This is a genomic window from Mesorhizobium sp. M2E.F.Ca.ET.219.01.1.1, from assembly GCF_004016445.2.
Classification (GTDB): Bacteria; Pseudomonadota; Alphaproteobacteria; order Rhizobiales; family Rhizobiaceae; genus Mesorhizobium.
Window position 1 is genome coordinate 1,197,687 of the sequence record NZ_SADT02000002.1, and the last position, 20,830, is coordinate 1,218,516.

General features: G+C 63.6%; 27 protein-coding genes and 1 pseudogene. 19 read left to right on the top strand and 9 right to left on the bottom strand.

Going from position 1 to position 20,830, the window contains the following annotated elements:
- Window positions 1-3: 3 nt before the first annotated feature.
- Together EN862_RS16625 and EN862_RS16630 are read right to left on the bottom strand one after the other, a co-directional pair.
- Window positions 4-513 carry a hypothetical protein gene (locus EN862_RS16625; protein ID WP_127865358.1) on the bottom strand — a complete coding sequence of 170 codons (510 nt, stop codon included), beginning with the start codon at window positions 511-513 and terminating at the stop codon, window positions 4-6.
- A 138-nt stretch (window positions 514-651) separates the two neighbouring features.
- Window positions 652-969, bottom strand: coding sequence for a hypothetical protein (locus EN862_RS16630; protein ID WP_127865359.1), 318 nt, complete (start codon window positions 967-969; stop codon window positions 652-654).
- A 365-nt stretch (window positions 970-1,334) separates the two neighbouring features.
- Between EN862_RS16630 and EN862_RS16635 the strand changes: the two genes are divergently transcribed.
- From EN862_RS16635 to msrA, 13 genes and pseudogenes are all read left to right on the top strand, one after another.
- On the top strand, window positions 1,335-1,691 hold the full coding sequence (locus EN862_RS16635; protein ID WP_127865360.1) for a hypothetical protein: 357 nt from the start codon (window positions 1,335-1,337) through the stop codon (window positions 1,689-1,691).
- Entirely contained in the window at window positions 1,678-2,100 is a 423-nt protein-coding gene (locus tag EN862_RS16640; RefSeq protein ID WP_127865361.1) for a hypothetical protein, read from the top strand. Before EN862_RS16635 ends, EN862_RS16640 begins: the two co-directional genes overlap by 14 nt.
- Complete coding sequence (locus tag EN862_RS16645) at window positions 2,048-2,788, top strand: terminase family protein (protein ID WP_245519608.1); 741 nt, start codon at window positions 2,048-2,050, stop codon at window positions 2,786-2,788. The genes EN862_RS16640 and EN862_RS16645 overlap by 53 nt, the downstream gene beginning before the upstream one ends.
- A 207-nt stretch (window positions 2,789-2,995) precedes the next feature.
- Window positions 2,996-3,349, top strand: a complete 354-nt coding sequence (locus EN862_RS16650; RefSeq protein ID WP_127865363.1) for a hypothetical protein — start codon at window positions 2,996-2,998, stop codon at window positions 3,347-3,349.
- Between the two features lie 188 nt (window positions 3,350-3,537).
- Window positions 3,538-3,834 (top strand): annotated as a pseudogene (locus EN862_RS16655) (terminase family protein); the annotation flags it as partial.
- A 68-nt stretch (window positions 3,835-3,902) separates the two neighbouring features.
- Entirely contained in the window at window positions 3,903-5,750 is a 1,848-nt protein-coding gene (locus EN862_RS16660; protein ID WP_127865364.1) for a hypothetical protein, read from the top strand.
- The gene (locus tag EN862_RS16665) at window positions 5,747-6,571 is read left to right on the top strand and encodes a hypothetical protein (RefSeq protein WP_127865365.1); all 825 of its coding nucleotides are present in this window, start codon (window positions 5,747-5,749) and stop codon (window positions 6,569-6,571) included. The genes EN862_RS16660 and EN862_RS16665 overlap by 4 nt, the downstream gene beginning before the upstream one ends.
- An 18-nt stretch (window positions 6,572-6,589) precedes the next feature.
- Window positions 6,590-7,102: a GNAT family N-acetyltransferase gene (locus EN862_RS16670; RefSeq protein WP_245519631.1), complete on the top strand. Its 513-nt coding sequence runs from the start codon at window positions 6,590-6,592 to the stop codon at window positions 7,100-7,102.
- A gap of 231 nt (window positions 7,103-7,333) precedes the next feature.
- Window positions 7,334-8,086 (top strand): glycosyl hydrolase 108 family protein, encoded by a 753-nt coding sequence (locus EN862_RS16675; protein WP_127865367.1) that lies wholly within the window; start codon window positions 7,334-7,336, stop codon window positions 8,084-8,086.
- Between the two features lie 305 nt (window positions 8,087-8,391).
- Complete coding sequence (locus tag EN862_RS16685) at window positions 8,392-8,631, top strand: ABC transporter permease (protein WP_127865368.1); 240 nt, start codon at window positions 8,392-8,394, stop codon at window positions 8,629-8,631.
- The gene (locus EN862_RS16690; RefSeq protein ID WP_127865369.1) at window positions 8,616-8,810 is read left to right on the top strand and encodes a hypothetical protein; all 195 of its coding nucleotides are present in this window, start codon (window positions 8,616-8,618) and stop codon (window positions 8,808-8,810) included. Before EN862_RS16685 ends, EN862_RS16690 begins: the two co-directional genes overlap by 16 nt.
- Window positions 8,810-9,133 carry a hypothetical protein gene (locus tag EN862_RS16695; protein WP_127865370.1) on the top strand — a complete coding sequence of 108 codons (324 nt, stop codon included), beginning with the start codon at window positions 8,810-8,812 and terminating at the stop codon, window positions 9,131-9,133. The genes EN862_RS16690 and EN862_RS16695 overlap by 1 nt, the downstream gene beginning before the upstream one ends.
- Window positions 9,134-9,230: 97 nt before the next feature.
- Window positions 9,231-9,755, top strand: a complete 525-nt coding sequence (gene msrA / locus EN862_RS16700) for a peptide-methionine (S)-S-oxide reductase MsrA (RefSeq protein ID WP_127865371.1) — start codon at window positions 9,231-9,233, stop codon at window positions 9,753-9,755.
- A 214-nt stretch (window positions 9,756-9,969) separates the two neighbouring features.
- Here msrA and EN862_RS16705 read toward each other — a convergent pair whose 3' ends face one another.
- A complete protein-coding gene (locus tag EN862_RS16705) occupies window positions 9,970-10,164 on the bottom strand; it encodes a hypothetical protein (RefSeq protein WP_127865372.1) in 195 nt (64 codons plus the stop codon).
- Window positions 10,165-10,333: 169 nt separating this feature from the next.
- On the opposite strand from EN862_RS16705, the gene EN862_RS16710 reads away from it, so the two are divergent.
- A complete protein-coding gene (locus tag EN862_RS16710; protein WP_127865373.1) occupies window positions 10,334-10,594 on the top strand; it encodes a hypothetical protein in 261 nt (86 codons plus the stop codon).
- A gap of 26 nt (window positions 10,595-10,620) precedes the next feature.
- Here EN862_RS16710 and EN862_RS16715 read toward each other — a convergent pair whose 3' ends face one another.
- From EN862_RS16715 to EN862_RS36215, 5 genes are all read right to left on the bottom strand, one after another.
- Window positions 10,621-11,130 (bottom strand): hypothetical protein, encoded by a 510-nt coding sequence (locus tag EN862_RS16715; protein ID WP_127888680.1) that lies wholly within the window; start codon window positions 11,128-11,130, stop codon window positions 10,621-10,623.
- 533 nt (window positions 11,131-11,663) lie between these two features.
- Complete coding sequence (locus EN862_RS16720; RefSeq protein WP_127865375.1) at window positions 11,664-12,143, bottom strand: GFA family protein; 480 nt, start codon at window positions 12,141-12,143, stop codon at window positions 11,664-11,666.
- A 114-nt stretch (window positions 12,144-12,257) separates the two neighbouring features.
- Window positions 12,258-12,566 (bottom strand): hypothetical protein, encoded by a 309-nt coding sequence (locus tag EN862_RS16725; protein WP_127865494.1) that lies wholly within the window; start codon window positions 12,564-12,566, stop codon window positions 12,258-12,260.
- Window positions 12,567-12,609: 43 nt separating this feature from the next.
- A complete protein-coding gene (locus EN862_RS16730) occupies window positions 12,610-12,777 on the bottom strand; it encodes a Thivi_2564 family membrane protein (protein ID WP_116390104.1) in 168 nt (55 codons plus the stop codon).
- Window positions 12,778-12,907: 130 nt separating this feature from the next.
- Window positions 12,908-13,084, bottom strand: a complete 177-nt coding sequence (locus EN862_RS36215) for a hypothetical protein (RefSeq protein ID WP_189401224.1) — start codon at window positions 13,082-13,084, stop codon at window positions 12,908-12,910.
- A 68-nt stretch (window positions 13,085-13,152) separates the two neighbouring features.
- Between EN862_RS36215 and EN862_RS16735 the strand changes: the two genes are divergently transcribed.
- Window positions 13,153-13,317 (top strand): DUF3309 family protein, encoded by a 165-nt coding sequence (locus EN862_RS16735; protein WP_082048942.1) that lies wholly within the window; start codon window positions 13,153-13,155, stop codon window positions 13,315-13,317.
- Window positions 13,318-13,346: 29 nt separating this feature from the next.
- Here EN862_RS16735 and EN862_RS16740 read toward each other — a convergent pair whose 3' ends face one another.
- A complete protein-coding gene (locus EN862_RS16740; protein ID WP_245519609.1) occupies window positions 13,347-15,206 on the bottom strand; it encodes a CHASE3 domain-containing protein in 1,860 nt (619 codons plus the stop codon).
- Between the two features lie 635 nt (window positions 15,207-15,841).
- Here EN862_RS16740 and EN862_RS16745 point away from each other — a divergent pair.
- From EN862_RS16745 to EN862_RS16760, 4 genes are all read left to right on the top strand, one after another.
- Window positions 15,842-17,068, top strand: a complete 1,227-nt coding sequence (locus tag EN862_RS16745) for an anion transporter (RefSeq protein ID WP_127865376.1) — start codon at window positions 15,842-15,844, stop codon at window positions 17,066-17,068.
- Window positions 17,069-17,240: 172 nt separating this feature from the next.
- On the top strand, window positions 17,241-18,254 hold the full coding sequence (locus EN862_RS16750; protein ID WP_127865377.1) for a LacI family DNA-binding transcriptional regulator: 1,014 nt from the start codon (window positions 17,241-17,243) through the stop codon (window positions 18,252-18,254).
- The gene (locus EN862_RS16755) at window positions 18,251-19,768 is read left to right on the top strand and encodes a sugar ABC transporter ATP-binding protein (RefSeq protein WP_127865378.1); all 1,518 of its coding nucleotides are present in this window, start codon (window positions 18,251-18,253) and stop codon (window positions 19,766-19,768) included. The genes EN862_RS16750 and EN862_RS16755 overlap by 4 nt, the downstream gene beginning before the upstream one ends.
- Window positions 19,768-20,829, top strand: a complete 1,062-nt coding sequence (locus tag EN862_RS16760) for an ABC transporter permease (RefSeq protein WP_127865379.1) — start codon at window positions 19,768-19,770, stop codon at window positions 20,827-20,829. The genes EN862_RS16755 and EN862_RS16760 overlap by 1 nt, the downstream gene beginning before the upstream one ends.
- Window position 20,830: the final 1 nt, after the last annotated feature.

Consider the following 20,830-nt stretch of genomic DNA (forward strand, 5'->3'; position numbering starts at 1 on the left):
CGCTTATCTATGCCAGCGATGCAGCCAGTCCGGCTCCGGCTCCGGGTTCCGGCTGATCGCCATGCCCGCCAGCAGCCCGACAAGGCCGCCGATCAGCATGGCCGTCGAGAAGGTGCCCGGATTCTGCTGCACGGTCTCCGAAACGCTTTGCGCCTGCGTGCGCAACTGGCTTGCCGCGCGCGACGCGCGGCCGGAGGCGCCGCTGTAAAGGTTCGACGCCCGGTCGGCCGCGCTCTGGTACCAGCCTTGAGCGGTTTCCGCGGCCTCCTCAGCCTGCTCGGAAAGCGCGCGGTTCAGCCGGTTCACCTCGCGCTTCAACTCCGCGACCTGCTTCTTCATCGCGCCTTCGGACGCCCTGGTAGAAGCCGCGTTGCTGCGCGATGCAGCTCCACTGCGCGACGCGCCCCTGCTGCGCGAGGCGGCGTTACGGGAACGCGCTGCGCTGGCCTGGCTGGTGCTCGAGGTGCCGGTGCCGTTTGCGGCGCCACCGCTACTGCTTTCGTTGTCTGCCATGGGTTTCTCCTTTGTGCCCCTTGCAACGGTCGGAAAGCCGCATGGTTCCGACCGACTTTGCCGAGCGGGTGAAGCCGGCTCCAAGGCAAAGGCCGTGGAGTTGCTCCACGGCCCTTTGCCTGGGAGCGAGTTGCAGGCCTACTTGCCGCAATGCTTATCGTTGACGTTCGGCTGCACCGTGCTGGCTGTGGCGTTGTTGGCATCGGCCTGCGCGCCCTGCGGGCTGTTCGGGCAGTTCTTATCGGCGTTGGAATTCAGGTCGCCGCCGGTGATGCTGCCGGTCGTGCCGGTGTCGGGCACCATCTGGTCCGGCGGTGGGGTGGCCGGCGTCCTCGGATCCACAGTAATGGTCTGGCCGCTGCCGGCCGTGCTGTCGGTCGAATTCGCGGTCTGGGCCAGCGCCGCCGTGGCGAGGCCGATCGTCAGGGCCGAAGCCGCGAGAATCTTCGTAAGCATGATTCTTCTCCTCTGTTGCGAGACGGTTCGTCTCTTGCAGGGTCTGTCGCGTTGCGACTGAGGGTGGAACCCGTCGAACCAAGGTTGGTTCCGACAAAATTCGTGCGGCTTTTTGGCGGGCGCTCAATCCCTGGCTGTGGCGAGGATGGGGCTTTTCGCCAGCATGTCTCGGAAAAGGCCAGGTTCAGCGTGATAGGAAAATATGCCTGCAACCTGTTGCCTGGTGAGAGCAGCTATGCTACTATTTTGTCCATGGTGCTGATTTGCGCCAACGACCCGCCGCCAGGCGGGTTTTGTTTTGGGCCGATCCGTTTCTTTCGAGCGCTGGCGCGAACGCGCGGCCTCGCCATTCTGCCTGAGGCTCCATGCCACGCTATGCCACCATCATCACCGCCGATGACGGCGCCGAGGTCGTCAGCGCCATCGGCGCGTTCGAGGGCGCGGACCCGCCACGCCGGACCGGGCGCGTCGAGCAGGTGGCGCGGGGCGTGCGCATCGGCATGGTGCGCGGCGGACCGGTCGACGCGGTCGCCGGTTTCGGCTTCCCGCGCCAGGGCCTCGATGCGTCGGCCGTCCGTGCCGCGACGGCGAAGCTGCAGGCGATTGCCGCGCCGGCCGTCGATGGCGAGGCTCCGAGGCGCGCCAAGCCGCGCAAGAAGCCCGCGCGCAAGCCGCGCAAGGCAAGAACAGCGAAAGCGGCGCCCTCCGATGCCCAGGGCTGACGCCGGCAAGGCCGCGCGCCGCAAGCCCGCCGGCGCGAAACCGGCGAAGTCAAGGTCCGCACCAGTTCAAGCCGCCGCCGCTCGCCCGAGCCGTTCGCGAAAGACGCTCGTCGACGACTTCGCCGCCGCCCTTCGCGCCGATTTTCGTGCCCATGGCGCCGGCGTCATCGCCGCGGTCAGAGCCGAAAAGCCCGACCAGTATCTGAAGGTCGTGCTGACGCTGCTGCCCAAGGATTTTTCGGCCAGTTCGGAAAGTGTCGATGCCGATAAAACCAGTGTCGAGCAACTGAGCGATGAGGAGATCCGCGACCGCATCCGCGGCCTCGAAACGAGCCTCCGGCCGCTTCTCGACAGCGATGCAGACCTATCTGGCGCTGCTCGAGGAGTTGGACCGAAGACGGCGCCGTAATCTTCTTGCCGCCTACAGGCCATACGAGCGGCAGGCCGAATTTCATGCAGCAGGGGCGACCCACCGCGAGCGCCTGTTCATGGCTGGCAACCAGCTCGGCAAGACCAGGGCAGGGGGCGCGGAATGGGCCATGCACCTCACCGGCCGCTATCCCGACTGGTGGGCGGGCAAGGTGTTCGATCAGCCCGTCAGGCTCTGGGCCGCCGGCGTCACCGGCGAAGGCACGCGCGACAATCCGCAGCGCATGCTGGTCGGCCCGCCGCAGCGGCAAGGCGAATGGGGCACCGGCATGATCCCGGCCAATGCCATCGCCGGCACCGTGATGGGCCGCGGCGCGCCCGGAGCGCTGGACAGCGTCATCGTGCGCTGGGGCGGCGGCGGCGACGTGCAGGCCGGCGAAAGCGTGCTGTCCTTCAAGAGCTACGAAAAGGGCCGCGAGAAATGGCAGGGCGAGACGCTGCACGGCGTCTGGTTCGACGAGGAGCCGCCGCTGGACATCTATTCCGAAGGCCTGACTCGCACCAATGCCACCGACGGCATCACGATCGTGACCTTCACGCCACTGCTTGGCATGAGCGATGTGGTGCTGAGGTTTTTGAGCGCGGAGGCGGTGCAAGGCCTGGGTTCCTCGCCCCCGCGAGGCGGGGGAGAGGTGGCCGCGCAGCGGCCGGAGAGGGGGCCTTCGTAGAGCGACAAGCTTAACGAGCAGCTTTCCGCTCTTTGTCAAACGCTGGCGCTGCCCCCGCTCCGTCGCGGCTTCGCCGCGCCACCTCTCCCCCACTTGCGTGGGGCGAGGAACTGGAGCTTCGCGAAACCGCGTCGAAACCATGATTTGCGATGCCGCTTTGGCTGCAACCGAAGGTCGAGTAGTTTTCGGCCGCGATCCGGAGCCGACATGCGGCCCCTGCCAGAACTGCTTCTTGCCTGCGCGCTGCTGTCGGCCTGTTCCGGCTCCAGCGGCGACTGGCGCGCCGATGCGATCGCTTCGGCGGAAGCCAGGATGCGTGGCTTGGTCAATAATCCGGAGGCAACCTTCTCCCATGTCGATCTCACCGGCGACAGCGCGACCGGACAGACTTGCGGCGTCGTCACAAGCAAGGTCGGCATCTTCACCAAGCAAGCACGCTTCATCGTCTATATCGACGGCGCCGGGCCTTATGTCGAACCGGGCCTCGGTTCGTCCATGTCGCAGGCCGACTTCGACTGGGCCTGGAAGAACTACTGCGTCAACGAGGGGTACAAGGGCTGACCTTTTCCTCGCCCCCCGCGAAGCGGGGGGAGAGGTGGCCGCGCAGCGGCCGGAGAGGGGCTTCGTAGAGCGATACGTTCGACGAATAGCCTCCCCGCTCTTCCATCAAACGTCGGCGCTGCCCCCTCTCCGTCGCGGCTTCGCCGCGCCACCTCTCCCCGTTCTCGCGGGGCGAGGAACTGGAGCTTGCCATGTCCCGCCACGTCACCTTCATGACCATCGACGATGCCGGGCACTATTCGCCCGAGCAGCGCGCCGAAATCATCGCCGCCTATCCCGAGCATGAGCGCGAGGCCCGCGCGAAGGGCATTCCGGTGCTGGGCTCCGGCCGCATCTTCCCGGTGGCGGAGGAATTGATTGCCTGCGAGCCGTTCCGGCTGCCGCGCTGGTGGCCGCGCATCGGCGCGCTCGATTTCGGCTGGGACCATCCTTCCGCGGCGATAGAGCTTGCCTGGGACACCCAGGCTGATGTCGTCTACGTGACCAGCGCGAACCCGCGCGCCTGGCGACGAGCGCGAACATCACCCTTTACGGCCTGCAGACCATCGACGGCGTGCTGACGCAAGTCGGCGACCGCGTGCTGGTCAAGGACCAGGCCGACCAGACCCAGAACGGCATCTACACCGCGAGCGAAGGCCAGTGGTTCCGCGCCGCCGATGCGCGCACCGCGCGCACGCTGCAGAAGGGCACGACCGTGCATGTGCAGGAGGGCGCCGCCTCGGCCGATCGCGTCTATGCCTTCGAGACGCTGGATCCGGTGATCGGCGCCGACCCGATCACGCTCAGCTTCTATCTCTCGCAGGACACGCTCGGCGATGCCGTGAATGCCGCCAATGCCGCAGCCGCGAGCGCGGCGGCCGCGCTGACCTCCAAGACCGCCGCCGCCACCAGCGCCACCAACGCGGCGGGTTCGGCGACAGCGGCGGCCGGCTCCGCCACCGCCGCGTCCACGTCCGCCGCCAATGCCGCGGCCAGCGCCACCAATGCCGGCAATTCGGCGACGGCGGCGGCCGGCTCCGCTTCCACGGCTGCCGGTTCGGCCACGAGCGCCGGAACTTCGGCAAGCGCTGCTGCCGGATCGGCTTCCGCCGCCTCGAGTTCGGCCACCGCCGCCTCCGGCTCAGCCACCAACGCCGCGACCTCGGCCGCCAACGCGGCGGCGAGCGCCGTCGCCGCCGCCAACGCCGTGGCGGCGCTTGGCTACACCTTTTCCACCGGCACCGCCGATGCCGACCCCGGCAACGGCACGCTGCGATTGAACAATGCCAGCGCCGCCTCCGCCACCGCAGCCTATATCGACAACCTCGATTCCAGCGGCGCCACGGTGAGCGGCATCCTGGATACGTTCGACGACAGCACCAACACGATCAAAGGCCAGCTCACGCTGCGCTCCAAGGCATCAGCCGCGATCGCCTATGTCTACAATGTCACCGGCTCGGTGGTGGACGGGACGGGCTATCGCAAACTCACGCTGGCCTATGTCAGCGGCGCCGGCACCTTGCCCACGAGCGCCGACGGCATCTGGCTGATCTTCACCCGCGCCGGCGACAAGGGCGCGGATGGCACCGGCGTCGGCGACTTCACCGGCCCGGCCTCCTCGGCAACCGACAACATCGTGACCTTCGCCGGAACCACGGGAAAGGCCGGCAAGGACAGTGGCGTGGCGGTGGGGAGCCTGGTCGCAGGGCCAGCCTCGGCCGCGGCCGACAACATCGCCACGTTCAACGGGACGACAGGGAAGGTGGTGAAGGACAGCGGTGTGGCGGTGGGGAGCTTGGCGCCGAAAGCGAGCCCTGCGCTCACAGGCACGCCCACAGCGCCGACGGCGGCTGCGGGCACCAACTCGACCCAGATCGCCACGACGGCCTATGTGGATGTGACCTTTGCGCCGAAGGGCAGCCCGACGTTTACCGGCACGCCGACAGCACCGACCGCGACGTCAGGCACCAACACCGCGCAGATCGCCACCACAGGATTTGTGAAGGCGGCCATCGATCTGGTGCTGGGGGGTGTCTCGGCAGCGTTCGATACGCTATCGGAGATTGCTACGGCGATGCTGCAGAAAGCAGCTGACAACCTCGGGATCACCGCCGGCTTTACCTCAACCTCAGTGAATGACGGCACCAAAGCCTCTGGCACCTACGCGCCATCCCCAATCGGCGGTAATCTGCGATACCTGACCAACGGCGGCGCCTTCACACTCGCCGCACCAACGCAGGCAGGCGACTTCTCGATGGTCGTTCAGATCATCAACAGCCCTACCGCTGGCGCGATAACCTTCACCGGGTTTGTGGTGACTCCTGGCGGGAACGCGCTGACAACCACAAGCGGCAGCAAGTTCAACCTCTACATCACGAAATTGAACGGTGCCGTCTCGGGCAGCATTGAGGCACTGCAATGATCCCATTCCTCAATCCACAGCGCATTTACAGGCCAATGCGCACCATCAAAGAGATGGTGACGGATGCCGGTTTGCTCGGCAACCTTGCTGTGTGTCTCGACCCCGGAGATAAGAATAGCTGGCCTGGTTCTGGGCAAACTGTCTTCGATGTCAGCAGCAACGGCCGAAACTTTACGTTGGGCACCAGCACGTCGGTGGGGGTCGACGATCCTACGTTTAATGGTATTGCCGGCAGCGAGAGTTCGAGCGAATACTTCTCGTCCGACGGCGGTGATGGCTTTCAAAAGGCCACCGCCAACGATACGTTCATGAATAGCCTTCATAAGGTCGGTTTTAACTGGACAATCATATCAATCGAATTCTTTTCGGCGAGTTATGGAGCCGCTTTTACTACAAGATCGAGGGCCGTTAACGCTAACCACGACACAGGTCTTTCAACTTATACCGCTGCCGGTCAGCCATGGTTTCGAATGAGCAATGGAAGCGCCTCTATATCGACCGCTCTCTTCACTGCGAGCACTCCAATTGCGTCAAATTTGATGCTGATGATTGGCGTCGGCGGCAAATACAATTCCAACACCAATCGGGACTTTAGTGCCTATGTTAACGGCACGTTCCAGATCCAGAACTTCACAGATAGTTTCGTTCCCACTGCGTCCGACGGTAGCACACAGGCGAAGTTCGGGTTGACTTCGGACAATAGCCTGTTCATGGGCAGCGGACGGCGTGTTCATGGTTTTCTAATGTTCAACAAGATGCTGTCGCAAGTAGAGTTCGATGCTCTCAGGGCATCCTTCCAGCGACGCTGGCCAACCATTTAGACGTGACGCTTGAACGCTATGAACATCCGCAGCGCCCAGGAAAGAGATGCCCAAGCTGTCACGGACATCGAAGCGGTCGCCTTCGAGACGGACTGGACGGGGTACGCAGGGCTGGAGAGCAGTATCTCCAATGGCGACGTTTTGGTCGCAGAGGTGGACGATAGAGTTGTTGGATTCTGCGTCATCTTGTGTCGTCAGGGGAAGTCAACAGCGAGCCTTAAGACGATCGCCGTCTCGCCTTCAGTGGCGGGGCGAGGTTTCGGAACCGCGCTGCTTAACGCAGCGGAGAAAGAAGTCTTTCTTCGTGGGTATCGGCTGCTACGCCTCGAAGTGCGCGCCGACAATCACCGGGCTATCAGGTTCTACCTGAGGGCCGGGTTCCGCCGCACTGGTTTCAAACCGAACTATTATGCCGATGGGATTGCGGCGATTCGCATGCACAAACGCATTGCTGGATGGGATTGGTTGCCTGGCCGAATATTGGAATGGATAACCTTCGCCATCGCCAGGACGCTTCGTCGGCCACGTTGAAGACGCAGTTCAGGCTTTTGAAATTGGCTTTCTCCGGCGGACTGAGCGGCTTTCGACGGAAGTTCGTCCAGCCCGCAGCCCAGTAACGTCTCTACCTACAGGCCGGCAGACCCAACCGCGATCGCCAGCATTGCCTTACGGCAATTAAGGTTTTCCTAAGGCTCTAAATTCTCGGCGAGCACAATTCGTCGGCAAAGCCACCCCACCGCAACCGATCCCGAGGAGCCCCCCATGGACCGCAATTTCGCGCGCGCCCTTTCGCTCGTCCTCAAATCCGAAGGCGGCTGGTCCGACAACCCCACCGATCCGGGCGGCGCCACCATGAAAGGCGTCACGCTCGCCAACTTCCGCCGTTACGTGAAAGCCGGCGCCACCAAGGCCGACCTGCGCGCCATCAGCGACGATCAGGTCGCTGTGGTATACCGCCGTTTCTACTGGGATGCCGTGGCGGGCGCTCTGCTCCCCGATGGCGTCGACTACGCCGTCTTCGATTTCGCCGTGAACAGTGGGCCGGGCAGGGCAGTGAAATATCTTCAAGCCGTGCTCGGCGTTGTCCAGGACGGCCGCATCGGCCCGGCCTCGCTCACCGCGGCGGGGGCAAGACCCGCCGGCGTCGTCATCGACGCGCTCTGCGATGCGCGGCTTGCCTTCCTCGAACAGCTGCCGACCTGGCCGAGCTTCGGCCGGGGCTGGAGCGCGCGTGTCGCCTCGGTGCGCCGGCAGGCGCTGCTGATATCGGCCGCACCGCTGACGACGACGGTATCCGTGCCGCTGGCGCCGGCATCCGCCGATCAGATGGCGCCGACCGCACCACCGGCCGACCCAGGGCAGCATGCCAGCGCTGAGGCGCCGGCCGAGCCGCCCAAATCCGCATCGCCCGTCAAGGCAGCCGGCATCCTCGCCTTGATCGCGCTGGCGCTCGGCTCGCTCATCGCCTGGGCCGCGCATCTTCCCTGCAATCTCTTCGGAGTGTTCTGCCAATGATCGCCGTCTTCATCCGTATCGCCCTGCGCTACAGCGCGGGCATGCTTGTCGCCCGGGGCCTTCTGGGCGCCGACGACGCCTCGGCGTTCTCCGCCGATCCCGACAGATGGCGCTGGAGACCGGTCTCGGCCTTGTCATCGCCGGCGTGGCCGAGTGGTGGCATCTGCTCGCGCGCCGGTTCGGTTGGGAGCACTGACCATGGAAAATCTGCAGAGTCTGCTCGCCGCCAGGATTGAAGCTGTCAGGCCATATCTGATCGTGGGCGCCGCCTGCTTCGTCGCCGGCCTTGTCATCGGGGTGCTGCTATGAGCGCGCTGCTGGCATGGCTTCTCACCAATCCGACGATCCTGGCCATCGGCGCCGGCCTCATAGGCGCGCTCGGCTGGGGCTTTCACCAGCGCCTCGCGGGCGCAAGGGCCGAGCGCGGCAAGCAGGCAGAAGCAGAGGCCGCGGCCCGCAATATCGCCGACCAGGTCGACAACGACATCGGCGCCTTGCCGGCTGAAGCGGTCAGGAAGGAGCTGAAGTCATGGGCAAGGGATTAGTCCTCGCAACCACTGTCGCCGCGCTTGTCGGCTGCACGACGGCCAGGGGCGGTTTCTGCGCCGCCGCCGCGCCGATGCGCCTCTCCGCCAGGGCCGTCGAAACGCTGTCGGATCAGGAGGCGAGGGCGCTGCTCGCCCACAACCGCAAGGGCGAGAAGCTCTGTGGCTGGAGGCCGTGATGCATGACATTTTCGATCTTCTGGGCATCAAGGGCCAGGTCGTGGCGGCGGGGCTCGCCGGCGGTGTGCTCAGGGCACTGTCGCGCCATCGCTACAAGTTGCGCGAGATGATTGCCTCGCCCATCTGCGGCGCCTTGGCCGCCGCCTATCTGACATTGCCCGCCGTCGCCTGGGTCCAGGCAAGCGGCCTGCCGATGCCGGACGCCGCCGACGACACCAACACGCTTGCCGCCGCCTTTCTGATCGGCGTCTCGGCCATGTGGATCTCGGACATCGTCTTCGAGGTGGTGATCCGACGGTTCAAGCCGACTTCGGATACCTGATCGTGCAGGTTCGAAGTCGCGGCCGGCATGTTTTCCGAGCCGCTGGAAGAACCCGACCACAACGCCTATCTATGGAGCAATCCAAAGGAGGTTTGACATGGCTTCTTCCACCGAGCGCGCAGTCCTTGCCGGCGGCTGTTTCTGGGGCATGCAGGATCTGATCCGGCGCTTGCCCGGCGTGGTTTCAACCCGGGTCGGCTACAGCGGCGGCGATGTCGCCAACGCGACCTATCGCAATCACGGCACTCACGCCGAGGCAATCGAAATCATCTTCGACCCGGCCAGGACAAGTTTCCGCACGCTGCTCGAATTCTTCTTCCAGATCCACGATCCGACAACGAAGAACCGCCAGGGCAACGACATCGGCATGAGCTATCGTTCGGCGATCTACTACACCAGCGACGAGCAGAAGCGGATCGCCGAGGACACGATCGCCGACGTCGACGCGTCCGGCCTGTGGCCCGGCAAGGTCGTCACCGAGCTTGCTCCGGTAGGCCCCTTCTGGGAAGCCGAGCCCGAGCATCAGGACTATCTGGAACGCTATCCCAACGGCTACACCTGCCATTTCGCGCGGCCGGGGTGGAAGCTTCCGGTCCGCCAAAAGGCTGCCGCCGCATCATAGATCGGCAGCGAGGCTATAGCATTTAGCCTTGCTCATCCGAGCAAAAAGCCCGCCATGCCGAAGAGGCATGGCGGGCTTTTTTGCGTTCAGGATGCTTCACGGAGCCAGGGCGGTTCAGACCTCTGATGGAAACGCTGAACCGCTCCAGGTATCGATCCAGGCAAATTCCGCGCGGAAAACCGCGGCGCGCTTCCCCCGAATTGCCTTGGGCGGCTCAGCCCTTGGCGCGGCGGCTTTCATGTTCGTGGCTGCCGATCCAGTGGGCACGGATGCGGTCGCTGGCCTCGAGATAAGCCATGTCGATGAGATAGGTCAGGAGTTTTTCGCCGTCGGCTTCGGCCTTCTGGCGAAGTTCTCGCAATATCCCCTGCGCAAACTGCAGGTTTTCCATTTTGCTAGGCTGGTCCATGGGTGCCCCCCAAATGTCTGCGCGATAAGTCTGGATCACTATGCTTGCATGAAAGTTGTGGCGTCGTGCGCGGTGTAGCTGCACTCGGTTGCACTGACGCCGGGCCAACGAACCTGTTGGACATTGTGCGGAAATGTCGATATTTTACGCGCCCAATCGGATAGCGACCATGAACGAAGACGAGGGCAGCACTCCTGACAAGTTGCAAGCCATGCTTGACGTGATTGCCAGGAGCGAGCCCTCGGTCGAGAACGGGCAAGTCGATTTCGGCCGGTTGAAAGCCGATGCGGTCCGGGCAGCCGGGGTGCTGATCGAATTTTACGGCGATGCGGCGCTTGAGCGCGCCAGGCTCATCGAGCACCGATCGCCCCAATCGCATTTCGCGCGCATGGTCACGGCTGAGGTCGGCAGACGCGGCAAGCGAAGCTGACCCGCAAACGATCGGCGGAAGCTGCCTCAGGACGATCTTCGCCTCCTCAGCCTTCCGTCAAGCCGCTGCTCGACCTCTTCCTCGACGTTGTCCAGAAGATAGGACAATATGTCGTGTCCGATCGATCGCGCGATGTCCTTGGCCTGTTCGACGTGATTGTGGATCTCGCGTAGCGACTGTTCCTCGCAGGTGGCATCCTTCGTCAGATCGACGAACCAGCCAGGGTAGAGTGCTGCCTCGCCTACGCCATCTACGTAACATTGGCCGACGGCCAGGATCTTGCGCAGCCCCATCTTTTCCGACCGGACCTTGTAGACTTCCCTGAAGCCCGATTTGCGTTCTATCGCCTTGCGGATCGCCAATCGGACCCTGGGCCGGTCATCCACATCGATGCTTTGCATGCACCGTTCCAACGATGCGCCATGCGAGAATTCGTCGAGTGTCAGCCCGAAATAATCTGAAAGGTTGGCGTCGCCATAGACGCGGTCACGCTTGACGTCCCAGGTCCAGAACCCGTCAATCGGTGGATACCGCATATGCATGTTTCGGCCGTGCTCAGTCGCCGACGTCATGAAAACCGCCCCGTCCGGTTTCAAGATTCGGCAGCACTATGTAACAAAAAATGAAAGAAACAAAGGTGGCCTTTTGTACAAGGTCTGAAATCATAAGGCTTATTGCCCATGGCAATTCCGGCGTCGTATTTTGATACAACCAGAAGGGAAATTGTCTAAAAAATTTCTTAAGCTTAAAGAATTTTCACGCCGATATTTCAATTGCAGCCTGACAATTGATGTGATGAACACAGGGGCCGAGAGGAGAAGCAAACCAAAAGGTTGTATTAGGAAAAGGCGTGGCTAAAATTCTCGTATTCCGCCAAGCCGGTAAAGCTCCATGTATGCTGCTGCCTGAAACGCGCAGGTCCGAACTCATCGCGAAATGCTATCGGCGGCCGACTAACCGGCAAACCTACCGGTGGTTGAAAAGAGACGGAGTTTTGGAGAAACGCTTGGCATTCCAATCGGCAACCGGCCATTTCCAAGTGGCGCTGGAGGGGTCCCTGGACTGCAGGTCATTGCCGTTCAGACTTAAGTCCGCCGGCAGCACCACCTAGGCCGACCTTTGCTGCGGCCCCGGGGTCGATATCATCGCCGGCAACCGAATCAACGGCGACCCGGTCATGCTCGAACTGATGCGCCGCGGGGAGGGGCTGCTGCCAGGATTCGCGCCGTCCGATCCAGAGCTCGTAGTCCGGCACCAGCCCTTCAGTCGGCGCGACGTCAAGGCTGCCGATCGTGACCTCGACTTCGTCTTCGCCGACGAACGGAACGCGGCTTCCGCAGGTAGGGCAAAAACTTCGAGCGCCATAGGTGCTGGTGATTCCGCTGGTTTCGAACGCTTGAAGCGGCCATACGGCATAGGCATGGAAAGCCGATCCGCTTGTCTTGCGGCAATCCTTGCAGTGGCAGAGGCCGACCCGGCGTGGCTCGCCGGCCACGCTGAACTGCACGCCGCCGCACAGGCAACTGCCGGTGCGCGCGATTTCGGGCATCGCCGTTCCTCCCGCTGTTACACGCAGAATCAAGTCGCGGCCGGCCAATTCTGCTGCTGGCTCCTACAACCCGCATGAGGTTGCTATGGTTCCGCACGGGATCGCAAGAGGCGGCTATCGGTCGGGAAGGTCGACCGGCTCCTCGCACCGATAGACGCGGCACTCGCCGTCCTTGGCGGGAACGGTCGTCGATATTGGCACTTCCGGCCAGTCGCACTCATTGCCGAATTGCCGCACGAAGCGGTCATAAGTGTCCGGACCGGTGGTCAAAACCACCGCATGGTCGCTTTTGATCAGCGCCTGCGTCTGCGCGCAAGTCATGGCGCGCGTATCCGGCCGGGCGTGGGCGGCGTTTGCCGCGCAGAGCAGCGTGGACGCGCTCAACAAGTTGCCGGCGAGGAATGCGATCGACGGGGTTCTCATGGACACCAGGCTTCGGGTTTTCCGTGCCGAATATGGACCGCGGCTAAAAGACCGCAAGATATTTGAGCAACGAAATGATACCGATGATGATGACGATGATCTGCGCGATCTGCCGCGCGCGGGCATCGAGCGGCAAGCGCTGCACGAGATAGAGCACCAGGATCACCACCAGGAAGGTGATCAGGATGCCGATGAGTACCGATACGCCCATAAGCGAGCCTCCGTTGTCCCCGGGATTACCCTAACCGGGCTGCCCCAAACGTCGCGCATCTGAAAATGGTTCCGCGAGAGCGAAGTGGAACGGGAGATATGGCGCAGCGTTGTTCAGCATCTTTGAATATTCAGGATGCGAACATGAAGGACATATTAAGCACGGCGGCCATCATTGCGTCGATCGCGATTGCGATCGCGCTTTTGTTTTTGGTCCCGATCAGACTTGAAGCCAATCCCGGTCCGCCGATCGTGTCATCCCACTCGGCCAGGGCGGAATAGCGTCGGCCCGGAGCCGAGTGGAACATGCGCGCCTCTTGCGAGTTGATTTCGTGATGAAAAGCGCCCGGTTGCGCTTCAGAGAGAGGAAGAGAACATGGGTCTCGGCACAATTCTTATCATCATTCTCATTCTGGCCTTGCTTGGCGGATTCAGCGGCCTGGGCGGCGGGCCGTTCTACGGCACGGGCTATTATGGCGGCGGCGGTCTCGGGTTGGTTCTTGTCATCGTCATTATTCTGGTCGTGCTTGGACGGATCTGAGAACGGCCAGAGCAGTCAGATCGGACAAATCAGGCCAGCGCGTCCCTGAGCTTCGCCGCCAATTGTTCCAGCGTGAACGGCTTGGCGATGAAGTGCACATCGTGGTCGAGCACGCCATTGTGCACGACGGCGTTGCGCGTGAAGCCGGTCATGAACACCACTTTCAGGGAGAGGGATTGCCTGCGCGCCTGTTCGGCGAGTTGCCGGCCATTCATGCCCGGCATCACGATATCCGTCAGCATCAGCACGATAGCGGCGTTCTCACCGAGTTTTTGTAAGGCTTCATCACCGCCCGCGGCTTCGATGACGGTATAGCCGAGCTCCAGCAAGGCAGCGGCCGTCGAAGCGCGCACGCGGGCATCGTCCTCGACGAGCAGCACGGTTTCGGTTGCCGGAACATCGCTCCTGCTGCCGGCCTTCACCGGCTGCGCCGCTTCCTCCGGCCCGGTGAAGCGCGGAAGATAGATCTTGATTGTCGTGCCTTCGCCGGGCTCCGAATAGATTTTGACGTGTCCGCCGGATTGCTTGACGAAGCCGAACACCTGGCTGAGTCCGAGCCCTGTTCCCTTGGCTGCGGGCTTGGTGGTGAAGAATGGCTCGAAAGCCTTGGCCATGATGTCCGCCGGCATGCCCGTGCCGGTATCCGTCACCGCGATCATGACATACTGACCGGCCTTCACTTGGGGATGCGCCGCCGCATAGGCCTCGTCGAGATGGCAGTTGGCGGTCTCGATGGTGAGCTTGCCCTCTTCATCCATGGCGTCGCGCGCGTTGACCGCCAGGTTGATGATCGCGTTCTCGAGCTGGGTCGGGTCGGCGTGCGTCTTCCAAAGCCCGCCCGCCAGCACCGTTTCGATCTCGATCGCATGGCCGAGCGTGCGCCGCAAAAGGTCCGACATGCCGGTGACAAGGCGATTGGCATCGACGATCTGGGGCGCCAGCGGCTGCTGCCTGGAAAAGGCAAGCAGCCTGGCGGTGAGGTTGGCGGCGCGTGCCGCGGCATCTGCCGCCGCCTCGACGAAGCTCAGCACGTCGTGCTCGCCGCGAGCGAGCTTGCGCTGCGCGAGGTTCATGGCACTAGTGATGACGGCCAGCATATTGTTGAAATCATGCGCGATGCCGCCCGTGAGCTGACCCACCGCCTCCATCTTTTGCGCCTGGCGAAGCTGCGACTCCGCCTTCTCACGTGTTTCGATCTCGTTGAGCAGCGCCGTATTCTTGGCGCTCGATGCGTCCTGCGCGGCGGCCACCTCCCGGAAGCGGCGGCTGGATTGGCGAATCGTGTAGATGCCGAGCAGCAAGATGCCCAGCAGCGCCGCGAACGAGCCGACGCGCAGCCAGCCTTCGATCTGTTCCATCCGCTCGGCACGGGCAGCGAGGCTCGCGCCGTCGATGCGCCGGATCGCATCGATGTTGGCGCGGATCTGGTCCATGTCCAGCTTGCCCCTGCCGCCGCGCACGATGTCCAGCGCTTTCGCCGTGTTGCCCGTGTCGTAGAGCCTGATCGTCTCAGCGAGCTCCGCTTGCTCGTGGGCAAGCGCGTCCTTGATGCCGACCACCTGTTGCGCCCGATCGCTGCCGACCGGAAACTTCTCATCGACGCGCTTGAGCAGCGCCGGCAGCGCCTCGACCGCATGCTGATACGGCAGGAGATAACTCTTCTCGCCTGTAAGCAGATAGCCCCGCTGGCCGGTTTCGGCGTCTTGAGCCAGCGAAAGCACGCTCGACAGCAATTGCTGGGTTTCGATCGCTTCGCGGCTGGCGTTGCGGTCGGCGATCTGCGCTTCGGCGAGAATGGCGCGAGCGGTTATGATCAGCGCGACAACGGCAAAGCCGGCAAGAAGCGGAAGCGCTTGCCATCGCAGGGCGCGTCGCAGTCGGACGATCATTGCTTTGCAGTGGCCTGCGGAAAATCGTGAAATTCGCCAAGTGGTAGGCGCCGGTGAAGCGCAAGGCAATAGCCAAGTCCAAGCGACATGGATCGCAACAGCCCCGGCGGACCTGGCTATGTCAAACTTTAATGACGGCCGTCTTGAGCGATGCCAGAGTAAAGGATTCCGCTTTGGCGACGCTGTGATCTATTGGCGGCCGTCGGGTACCGTTAGCTGCCGCGCCCGCTGCATTCGAGACAGGCGATGCTGTGTCCTGGGCAGTTAAGCCGGTGCGTGCCCTCCGGGCAGCAATGGCCGTTCGAGCTCAGCCAGCGCGCGCAAACGAAAACTTTTTTGGCCCCGTGACAGCGGGGGCATTCCTGCGGACGCATCAGTTCCTCCCGCGATGGGACGCGACGTTCCGCTTCAACGACCGTGTTCATCCGTTTAGTCCCCAACGCCTGGATTATCGGTCAGATATGTTAATTCACTGTTCTTTACATTAGGGTTTATGAATGTGAAAGCCATGAAAGCGTCATCACGCTTTGGTGCGCTTGCACACTTTCCCTTTCCGACGCCGTTGCTAAATGTGAGGCCGCCCGTCCTCCGGCCGATTCTGGCGGACAGGGCAGGCAACGGGAAACCTTCTTGCGATGACATGGACCGGCGCGGGCGCGCTTTTAATCCTCGTGCTTACCTATGCCGGTGTCGCGGTCGGCCGCATTCCCGGGCTGCGCCTCGACCGCGCCGGGATCGCGCTGCTCGGCGGTGCCGCCATGATCGCCATCGGCGCGATCGGCATCGAGGATGCCTACAAGGCCATCAAATTCGACACCATCACGCTGCTCCTCGGCATGATGATCGTGGTCGCGCATCTGAAGGTTTCGGGCGCGTTTCGTGCACTTGGCGGCTTTGCTATCGAACACGCCCATGCGCCCTTCATGCTTCTGGTCATGGTGACGCTGTTGACCGGCGTGCTCTCGGCCTTCCTGGTCAATGACGCGATCTGCCTGGTGATGGCGCCTATCGTCGTCCATGTCACCCGCGTCATCAACCGCAATCCGGTGCCTTACCTCATCGCCACCTGCACGGCCTCGAACTGCGGCAGCGTCGCCACCATCACCGGCAATCCGCAGAACATGGTGATCGGCGCGCTGTCCGGCATTTCCTATCCGGCTTTCACGCTGGCGCTGGCGCCGGTGGCCCTGTTCGGTCTGCTCTGCGTCATCGTCATCATACGCATCGTCTACCGCGCCGAATTCTCCCGCCCCGCCGAACTCAGCCCGGAAGTGTATCGAGGCCGCATGCTGCCCGGACAGGTGCTGAAGGCCACCATCGTCTGCGTGCTGCTGGCGCTCGCTTTCTTCGCCGGCGTTCCCGTCGCCAAAGCGGCGCTGATTGCCGGCGCTTTCCTGCTGGTCACCCGGGCAATCAAGCCTCGGCGCATCTATCGCGAGATCGATGGGCCGCTGCTCTTCATGTTCGCCGGCCTGTTCGTGGTGGTGGCGGGAGCCGAGCGCACGCTGCTCACGCCCGACATGATCGCCTGGGCGAAGAACATCGGCCTCGACGATGTCTGGCGGCTTTCCGGCTTCACCGCGGTGCTTTCCAATGTCATGAGCAATGTGCCGGCGGTGCTGGCGTTGCGCCCCTTCATTCCCGGGCTGGAGAACCCGGAGCGCGCCTGGCTGGTCGTGGCGATGAGCTCGACACTGGCCGGCAATTTCACGCTGCTCGGCTCGGTCGCCAACCTGATCGTCGCCGAGCAAGCGAAGGCTGCCGGCAAGGAGCTTTCCTTCTCCGCCTTCTTCAAGGTTGGCCTGCCGCTGACGCTGGTGACGCTTCTCGCCGGCACCGCCTGGCTGGCGTTCACCTTCTAGCCGCCGAGCTTCCTCAAGCTCGAAGATATTCTCGAAGATATTCTGCGCAAAGTCATCGAAACGATTGCGCAAACGTTTCGATCTCTCTATGGTTCGTTCAGATCCGCCGGAGAGCGGACGGGAAACGCGAGATTAGGGAGGGAGCGCTTGCGAGCACTCCGCACGAGCCGCCATGCCGACCATGGCTGAGGTCGCGCGCCGCGCCGGCGTCTCGGTTTCGACCGTCTCGCATGTTGTCAACCGCACGCGTTTCGTCTCGCCCGAAAAGGCGCAGCTCGTCAACGATGCCATTGCCGCCATGGGCTATCAGCCCAATGAGCTGGCGCGCTCGCTGAAAGTCGCCTCGACCAACAGCGTCGGGCTCGCCATTTCGGCCATTTCCAATCCCTACTTCACCGATATCATCTGCGCGGTCGAGGCAGAATGCGCGCGCCTTGGCCTGATGGTGTTCCTGTCGGATACGCAGGAAGACCCGGACCGCGAGCTTCAGGTCGTGCGCGCCTTCCACCAGCGCCGCGTCGACGGCGTCATCCTGGCGCCGTCCGGCTCGCCCGAGCGCGCGATCGCCTATCTCGCCGACAAGAAGCTGCCTTGCGTCTTGATCGACCGCTTCGCCGACGACCGCTTCGACCAGATCGGTGTCGAGAACGAGACAGCGATGCGGGCATTGATCGACCATGTCGCATCCTTCGGCCACCGGCGCATCGGCTACATCGCCGGCCAGCCGGGCCTCGCCACCACGCGCGAGCGCGTCGACGCGTTCCACGCCTCGCTCGCCGCCAATGGACTTGAATGCCCGCCGCACTATGTCTCGCCGGAGAATGTCGACACTGCGAGCGCCACGGCATCGACGCATGCGATCCTGTCGCTGCCCGCGCCGCCCACCGCATTGGTCACCGGCAACAACATGACGACGATCGGGGCAGTCCGCGCTATCCGCGAGAAAGGTCTTTCGATCCCGCGCGACCTCTCGCTCGTCGGCTTCGACGATTTCGAATGGGCCGACTGCTTCGAGCCTAGGCTGACGCTGGTCGAACAGCCTTGCACCGAGATCGGCCGCCAGGCGGCAACGCTGCTCAGCGAGCGCATCGCATCCAGCCATGCCCCGCCACGCGCTGTGCGGCTTAAAGCGACGCTGCAGGCCCGCGAATCCTGCGCGAGGCCGGTCAACAGGAGGTCGATATGAGCGCGCCGCTGCTTTCCGTCACCGGCGCCGTAAAGCGTTTCGGCGGCGTGCAGGCGTTGCGCGGCGTCGACTTCGATCTGAAGGCTGGCGAGATCCACGCGTTGCTCGGCGAGAACGGTGCCGGCAAGTCGACGCTGATGAACCTCTTGTCCGGCGTCTACACTCCGGACGAGGGCGAAATCCACATCGACGGCAAGCCGGTCACCTTCAACAACCCACGCGAGGCGCAAGCCGCCGGCATCGCCACCATCTTCCAGGAACTCGATCTCGTGCCCTCGCTCGATGTCGCGGCGAACCTCTTCCTCGGTCGCGAGCTGATGCGGCCCGGCGGCATGCTGGATGTGCCGGCGATGCGTCGTGAGGCCAAGCGGCGGCTTGAGGCGATCGAGCTCGCCATTGACCCTGCGCGCCTTGTCGCTGACCTATCGATCGGTCAGCGACAGGTGGTGGCGATCGTCAAGGCGCTGTCTTATGCGTCCCGCGTGTTGATCATGGACGAACCGACGGCCGCGCTTACCGTCGGCGAGGTCGAACGTCTGTTCGAGATCATGAGGAAGCTCGCCGCCTCGGGCGTCGGCATCATCTACATATCGCACCGGCTGGAGGAAGTACCTGAGATCGCAGATCGCGTGACGGTCATGCGCGACGGCCGTGTCGCCGGCATTACCGAGCCGCACGCCCCCCAGGCCGAGCTGGTGCGCCTGCTGGTCGGGCGGCCGCTGGACGAGCTCTATCCCGAACGCGCCAGGAGCGCCGGCAAGGCACTGCTCAGCCTCAGGGATGCCAGCTTCCGGCTCGTCCGTGAAAGCGCCGGCTGGCAGCCTCCGACGGGCGTCTCGCTCGAGGTAAGGGAGGGCGAGATCGTCGGCCTGGCCGGCATCATGGGGGCAGGGCGCACTGAACTGCTCTCCGCGCTTTACGGCACGGGCCTTGCCGGCCGCTGGCAGGGCGAGGTGGCGGTCGACGGCAAGCCGGTGAGGCTCGATTCCATAAACGCCGCGCGCAAGGCCGGCATTGCCTTCGTCACCGACGACCGGCGCGGCAGCGGCCTGATGTTACGCATGGCGGTCGGCCTTAATCTGGTGATGTCAGTGATCCGTCGCATATCGCCGGCCGGACTGATGTCGCCGCGCCGCCAGGCCGAGGCGGTGACGCGATCCTTCGGCCAGTTCGATATCCGCCCGAAAAACCCGGACATCGCCGTCGGCGCGCTGTCGGGCGGCAACCAGCAGAAGGTCGTGCTGGCCAAGGAAATCCTCGGCAATCCGCGCCTGCTCCTGCTCGACGAGCCGACCCGCGGCGTCGATGTCGGCGCCAAGGGCGAGATCTACGCGAGGCTCAGAGCACTTGCTGCGCAAGGGCTGGGTATTCTGGTTGCATCGAGCGAGATGCCGGAGCTGATTGGGCTCTGCGACCGCATCGTGGTGCTGCGCCAGGGGCGCAATGTGGCGGAATTCAACGGCGGCGTCGACGAGCACACCGTGCTTGCCGCGGCTAACGGCAGGGAGGCCTGATGTCGGATCAGAGGATTGAGGGGACGGCCAACTCTGTACCGTCAGGCACGGCAGCGCCCAGACATCGCGTCGACCCACTGGCCATCGTCGTGCGTTTTCAGAGCCTGATAGGCCTGGTGCTGGTGGCGATCGGCGGCGTCATCTTCTCGCCCCGGCGCCACGGCGAGATATTGTTTCTCAACCCCGACAACATCGCCAACATCGTGCGCGCCGTGTCCGAGACCGGCATCATTGCCATCGGCATGACCTTCGTCATCATCACCGCCGGCATCGATCTCTCAGTCGGCGCGGTGCTAGGCCTCTCCGCCGTCGTCACCGCCACCATGATGATCTCCGGCGGCTTCGGGCTGATCCCGACCATCCTTGCCGTGCTCGTCATGGGCATCGTCTTCGGCGTCGTACAGGGCACGATCTCCACCCGCTTCCGTCTGGAGCCATTCATCGTCACGCTGGCCGGCCTGCAGGCGGCACGCGGCCTGGCGCTGATCGTGTCCGGCAACCAGTATATCAACATTTCCTATGGCGACGGCCCGGGCCTGGCGCCGCCGGTTTTCGCGGTGCTGGGCGAGCGGCTGTTCGACAACACCGTGCCGGTGGCGACCATCGTCTTCATCATCTTCGCCGCGATTGCCACGCTGGTGCTCAACACCACGCGCTTCGGCCGCTACGTGTATGCCGTCGGCGGCAACGAGCGCGCCGCCCGCATTTCCGGCGTGCCTGTGTCCATGGTGAAGATATCGGTCTACGCCATCACCGGCTTTGCCTCGGCACTTGCGGGCATCGTCCATGCCGGCCAGTTCAATTTCGGCAGTGCCAACGATGGCATGGGCTATGAACTGACGGCCATCGCGGCCGTCGTCATCGGCGGCACAAGTCTGTTCGGCGGCGCCGGTTCCATGGTCGGCACCGTAGCCGGCACCATCATGCTCGGCGCTTTGGCCAACATCCTTCAGCTCAACAACATCACCCCCGCCACGCAACTGCTCGCGACCGCCGCGATCATCGTGCTGGCGGCAGTGCTTCAATCCCTCGTTCGCCGCCGCGAGGGATTGGGTCGATAGG

What these genes read in the sequence shown, in the direction of transcription:
- EN862_RS16690 (WP_127865369.1), top strand. Translation starts at nt 8,616, where the DNA reads ATGGGCAAGGGATTAGTCCTCGCAACCACTGTCGCCGCGCTTGTCGGC.
- EN862_RS16640 (WP_127865361.1), top strand. Translation starts at nt 1,678, where the DNA reads ATGCCCAGGGCTGACGCCGGCAAGGCCGCGCGCCGCAAGCCCGCCGGC.
- EN862_RS16705 (WP_127865372.1), bottom strand. Translation starts at nt 10,164, where the DNA reads ATGGACCAGCCTAGCAAAATGGAAAACCTGCAGTTTGCGCAGGGGATA.
- EN862_RS16720 (WP_127865375.1), bottom strand. Translation starts at nt 12,143, where the DNA reads ATGCCCGAAATCGCGCGCACCGGCAGTTGCCTGTGCGGCGGCGTGCAG.
- EN862_RS16645 (WP_245519608.1), top strand. Translation starts at nt 2,048, where the DNA reads ATGCAGACCTATCTGGCGCTGCTCGAGGAGTTGGACCGAAGACGGCGC.
- EN862_RS16725 (WP_127865494.1), bottom strand. Translation starts at nt 12,566, where the DNA reads ATGAGAACCCCGTCGATCGCATTCCTCGCCGGCAACTTGTTGAGCGCG.
- EN862_RS16665 (WP_127865365.1), top strand. Translation starts at nt 5,747, where the DNA reads ATGATCCCATTCCTCAATCCACAGCGCATTTACAGGCCAATGCGCACC.
- EN862_RS16625 (WP_127865358.1), bottom strand. Translation starts at nt 513, where the DNA reads ATGGCAGACAACGAAAGCAGTAGCGGTGGCGCCGCAAACGGCACCGGC.
- EN862_RS16760 (WP_127865379.1), top strand. Translation starts at nt 19,768, where the DNA reads ATGTCGGATCAGAGGATTGAGGGGACGGCCAACTCTGTACCGTCAGGC.
- EN862_RS16685 (WP_127865368.1), top strand. Translation starts at nt 8,392, where the DNA reads ATGAGCGCGCTGCTGGCATGGCTTCTCACCAATCCGACGATCCTGGCC.
- EN862_RS16745 (WP_127865376.1), top strand. Translation starts at nt 15,842, where the DNA reads ATGACATGGACCGGCGCGGGCGCGCTTTTAATCCTCGTGCTTACCTAT.
- EN862_RS16755 (WP_127865378.1), top strand. Translation starts at nt 18,251, where the DNA reads ATGAGCGCGCCGCTGCTTTCCGTCACCGGCGCCGTAAAGCGTTTCGGC.
- msrA (WP_127865371.1), top strand. Translation starts at nt 9,231, where the DNA reads ATGGCTTCTTCCACCGAGCGCGCAGTCCTTGCCGGCGGCTGTTTCTGG.
- EN862_RS16650 (WP_127865363.1), top strand. Translation starts at nt 2,996, where the DNA reads ATGCGGCCCCTGCCAGAACTGCTTCTTGCCTGCGCGCTGCTGTCGGCC.
- EN862_RS16630 (WP_127865359.1), bottom strand. Translation starts at nt 969, where the DNA reads ATGCTTACGAAGATTCTCGCGGCTTCGGCCCTGACGATCGGCCTCGCC.
- EN862_RS16750 (WP_127865377.1), top strand. Translation starts at nt 17,241, where the DNA reads ATGCCGACCATGGCTGAGGTCGCGCGCCGCGCCGGCGTCTCGGTTTCG.
- EN862_RS16710 (WP_127865373.1), top strand. Translation starts at nt 10,334, where the DNA reads ATGAACGAAGACGAGGGCAGCACTCCTGACAAGTTGCAAGCCATGCTT.
- EN862_RS16730 (WP_116390104.1), bottom strand. Translation starts at nt 12,777, where the DNA reads ATGGGCGTATCGGTACTCATCGGCATCCTGATCACCTTCCTGGTGGTG.
- EN862_RS16715 (WP_127888680.1), bottom strand. Translation starts at nt 11,130, where the DNA reads ATGCGGTATCCACCGATTGACGGGTTCTGGACCTGGGACGTCAAGCGT.
- EN862_RS16735 (WP_082048942.1), top strand. Translation starts at nt 13,153, where the DNA reads ATGGGTCTCGGCACAATTCTTATCATCATTCTCATTCTGGCCTTGCTT.
- EN862_RS16635 (WP_127865360.1), top strand. Translation starts at nt 1,335, where the DNA reads ATGCCACGCTATGCCACCATCATCACCGCCGATGACGGCGCCGAGGTC.
- EN862_RS16670 (WP_245519631.1), top strand. Translation starts at nt 6,590, where the DNA reads ATGAACATCCGCAGCGCCCAGGAAAGAGATGCCCAAGCTGTCACGGAC.
- EN862_RS16675 (WP_127865367.1), top strand. Translation starts at nt 7,334, where the DNA reads ATGGACCGCAATTTCGCGCGCGCCCTTTCGCTCGTCCTCAAATCCGAA.
- EN862_RS36215 (WP_189401224.1), bottom strand. Translation starts at nt 13,084, where the DNA reads ATGTTCCACTCGGCTCCGGGCCGACGCTATTCCGCCCTGGCCGAGTGG.
- EN862_RS16740 (WP_245519609.1), bottom strand. Translation starts at nt 15,206, where the DNA reads ATGATCGTCCGACTGCGACGCGCCCTGCGATGGCAAGCGCTTCCGCTT.
- EN862_RS16695 (WP_127865370.1), top strand. Translation starts at nt 8,810, where the DNA reads ATGCATGACATTTTCGATCTTCTGGGCATCAAGGGCCAGGTCGTGGCG.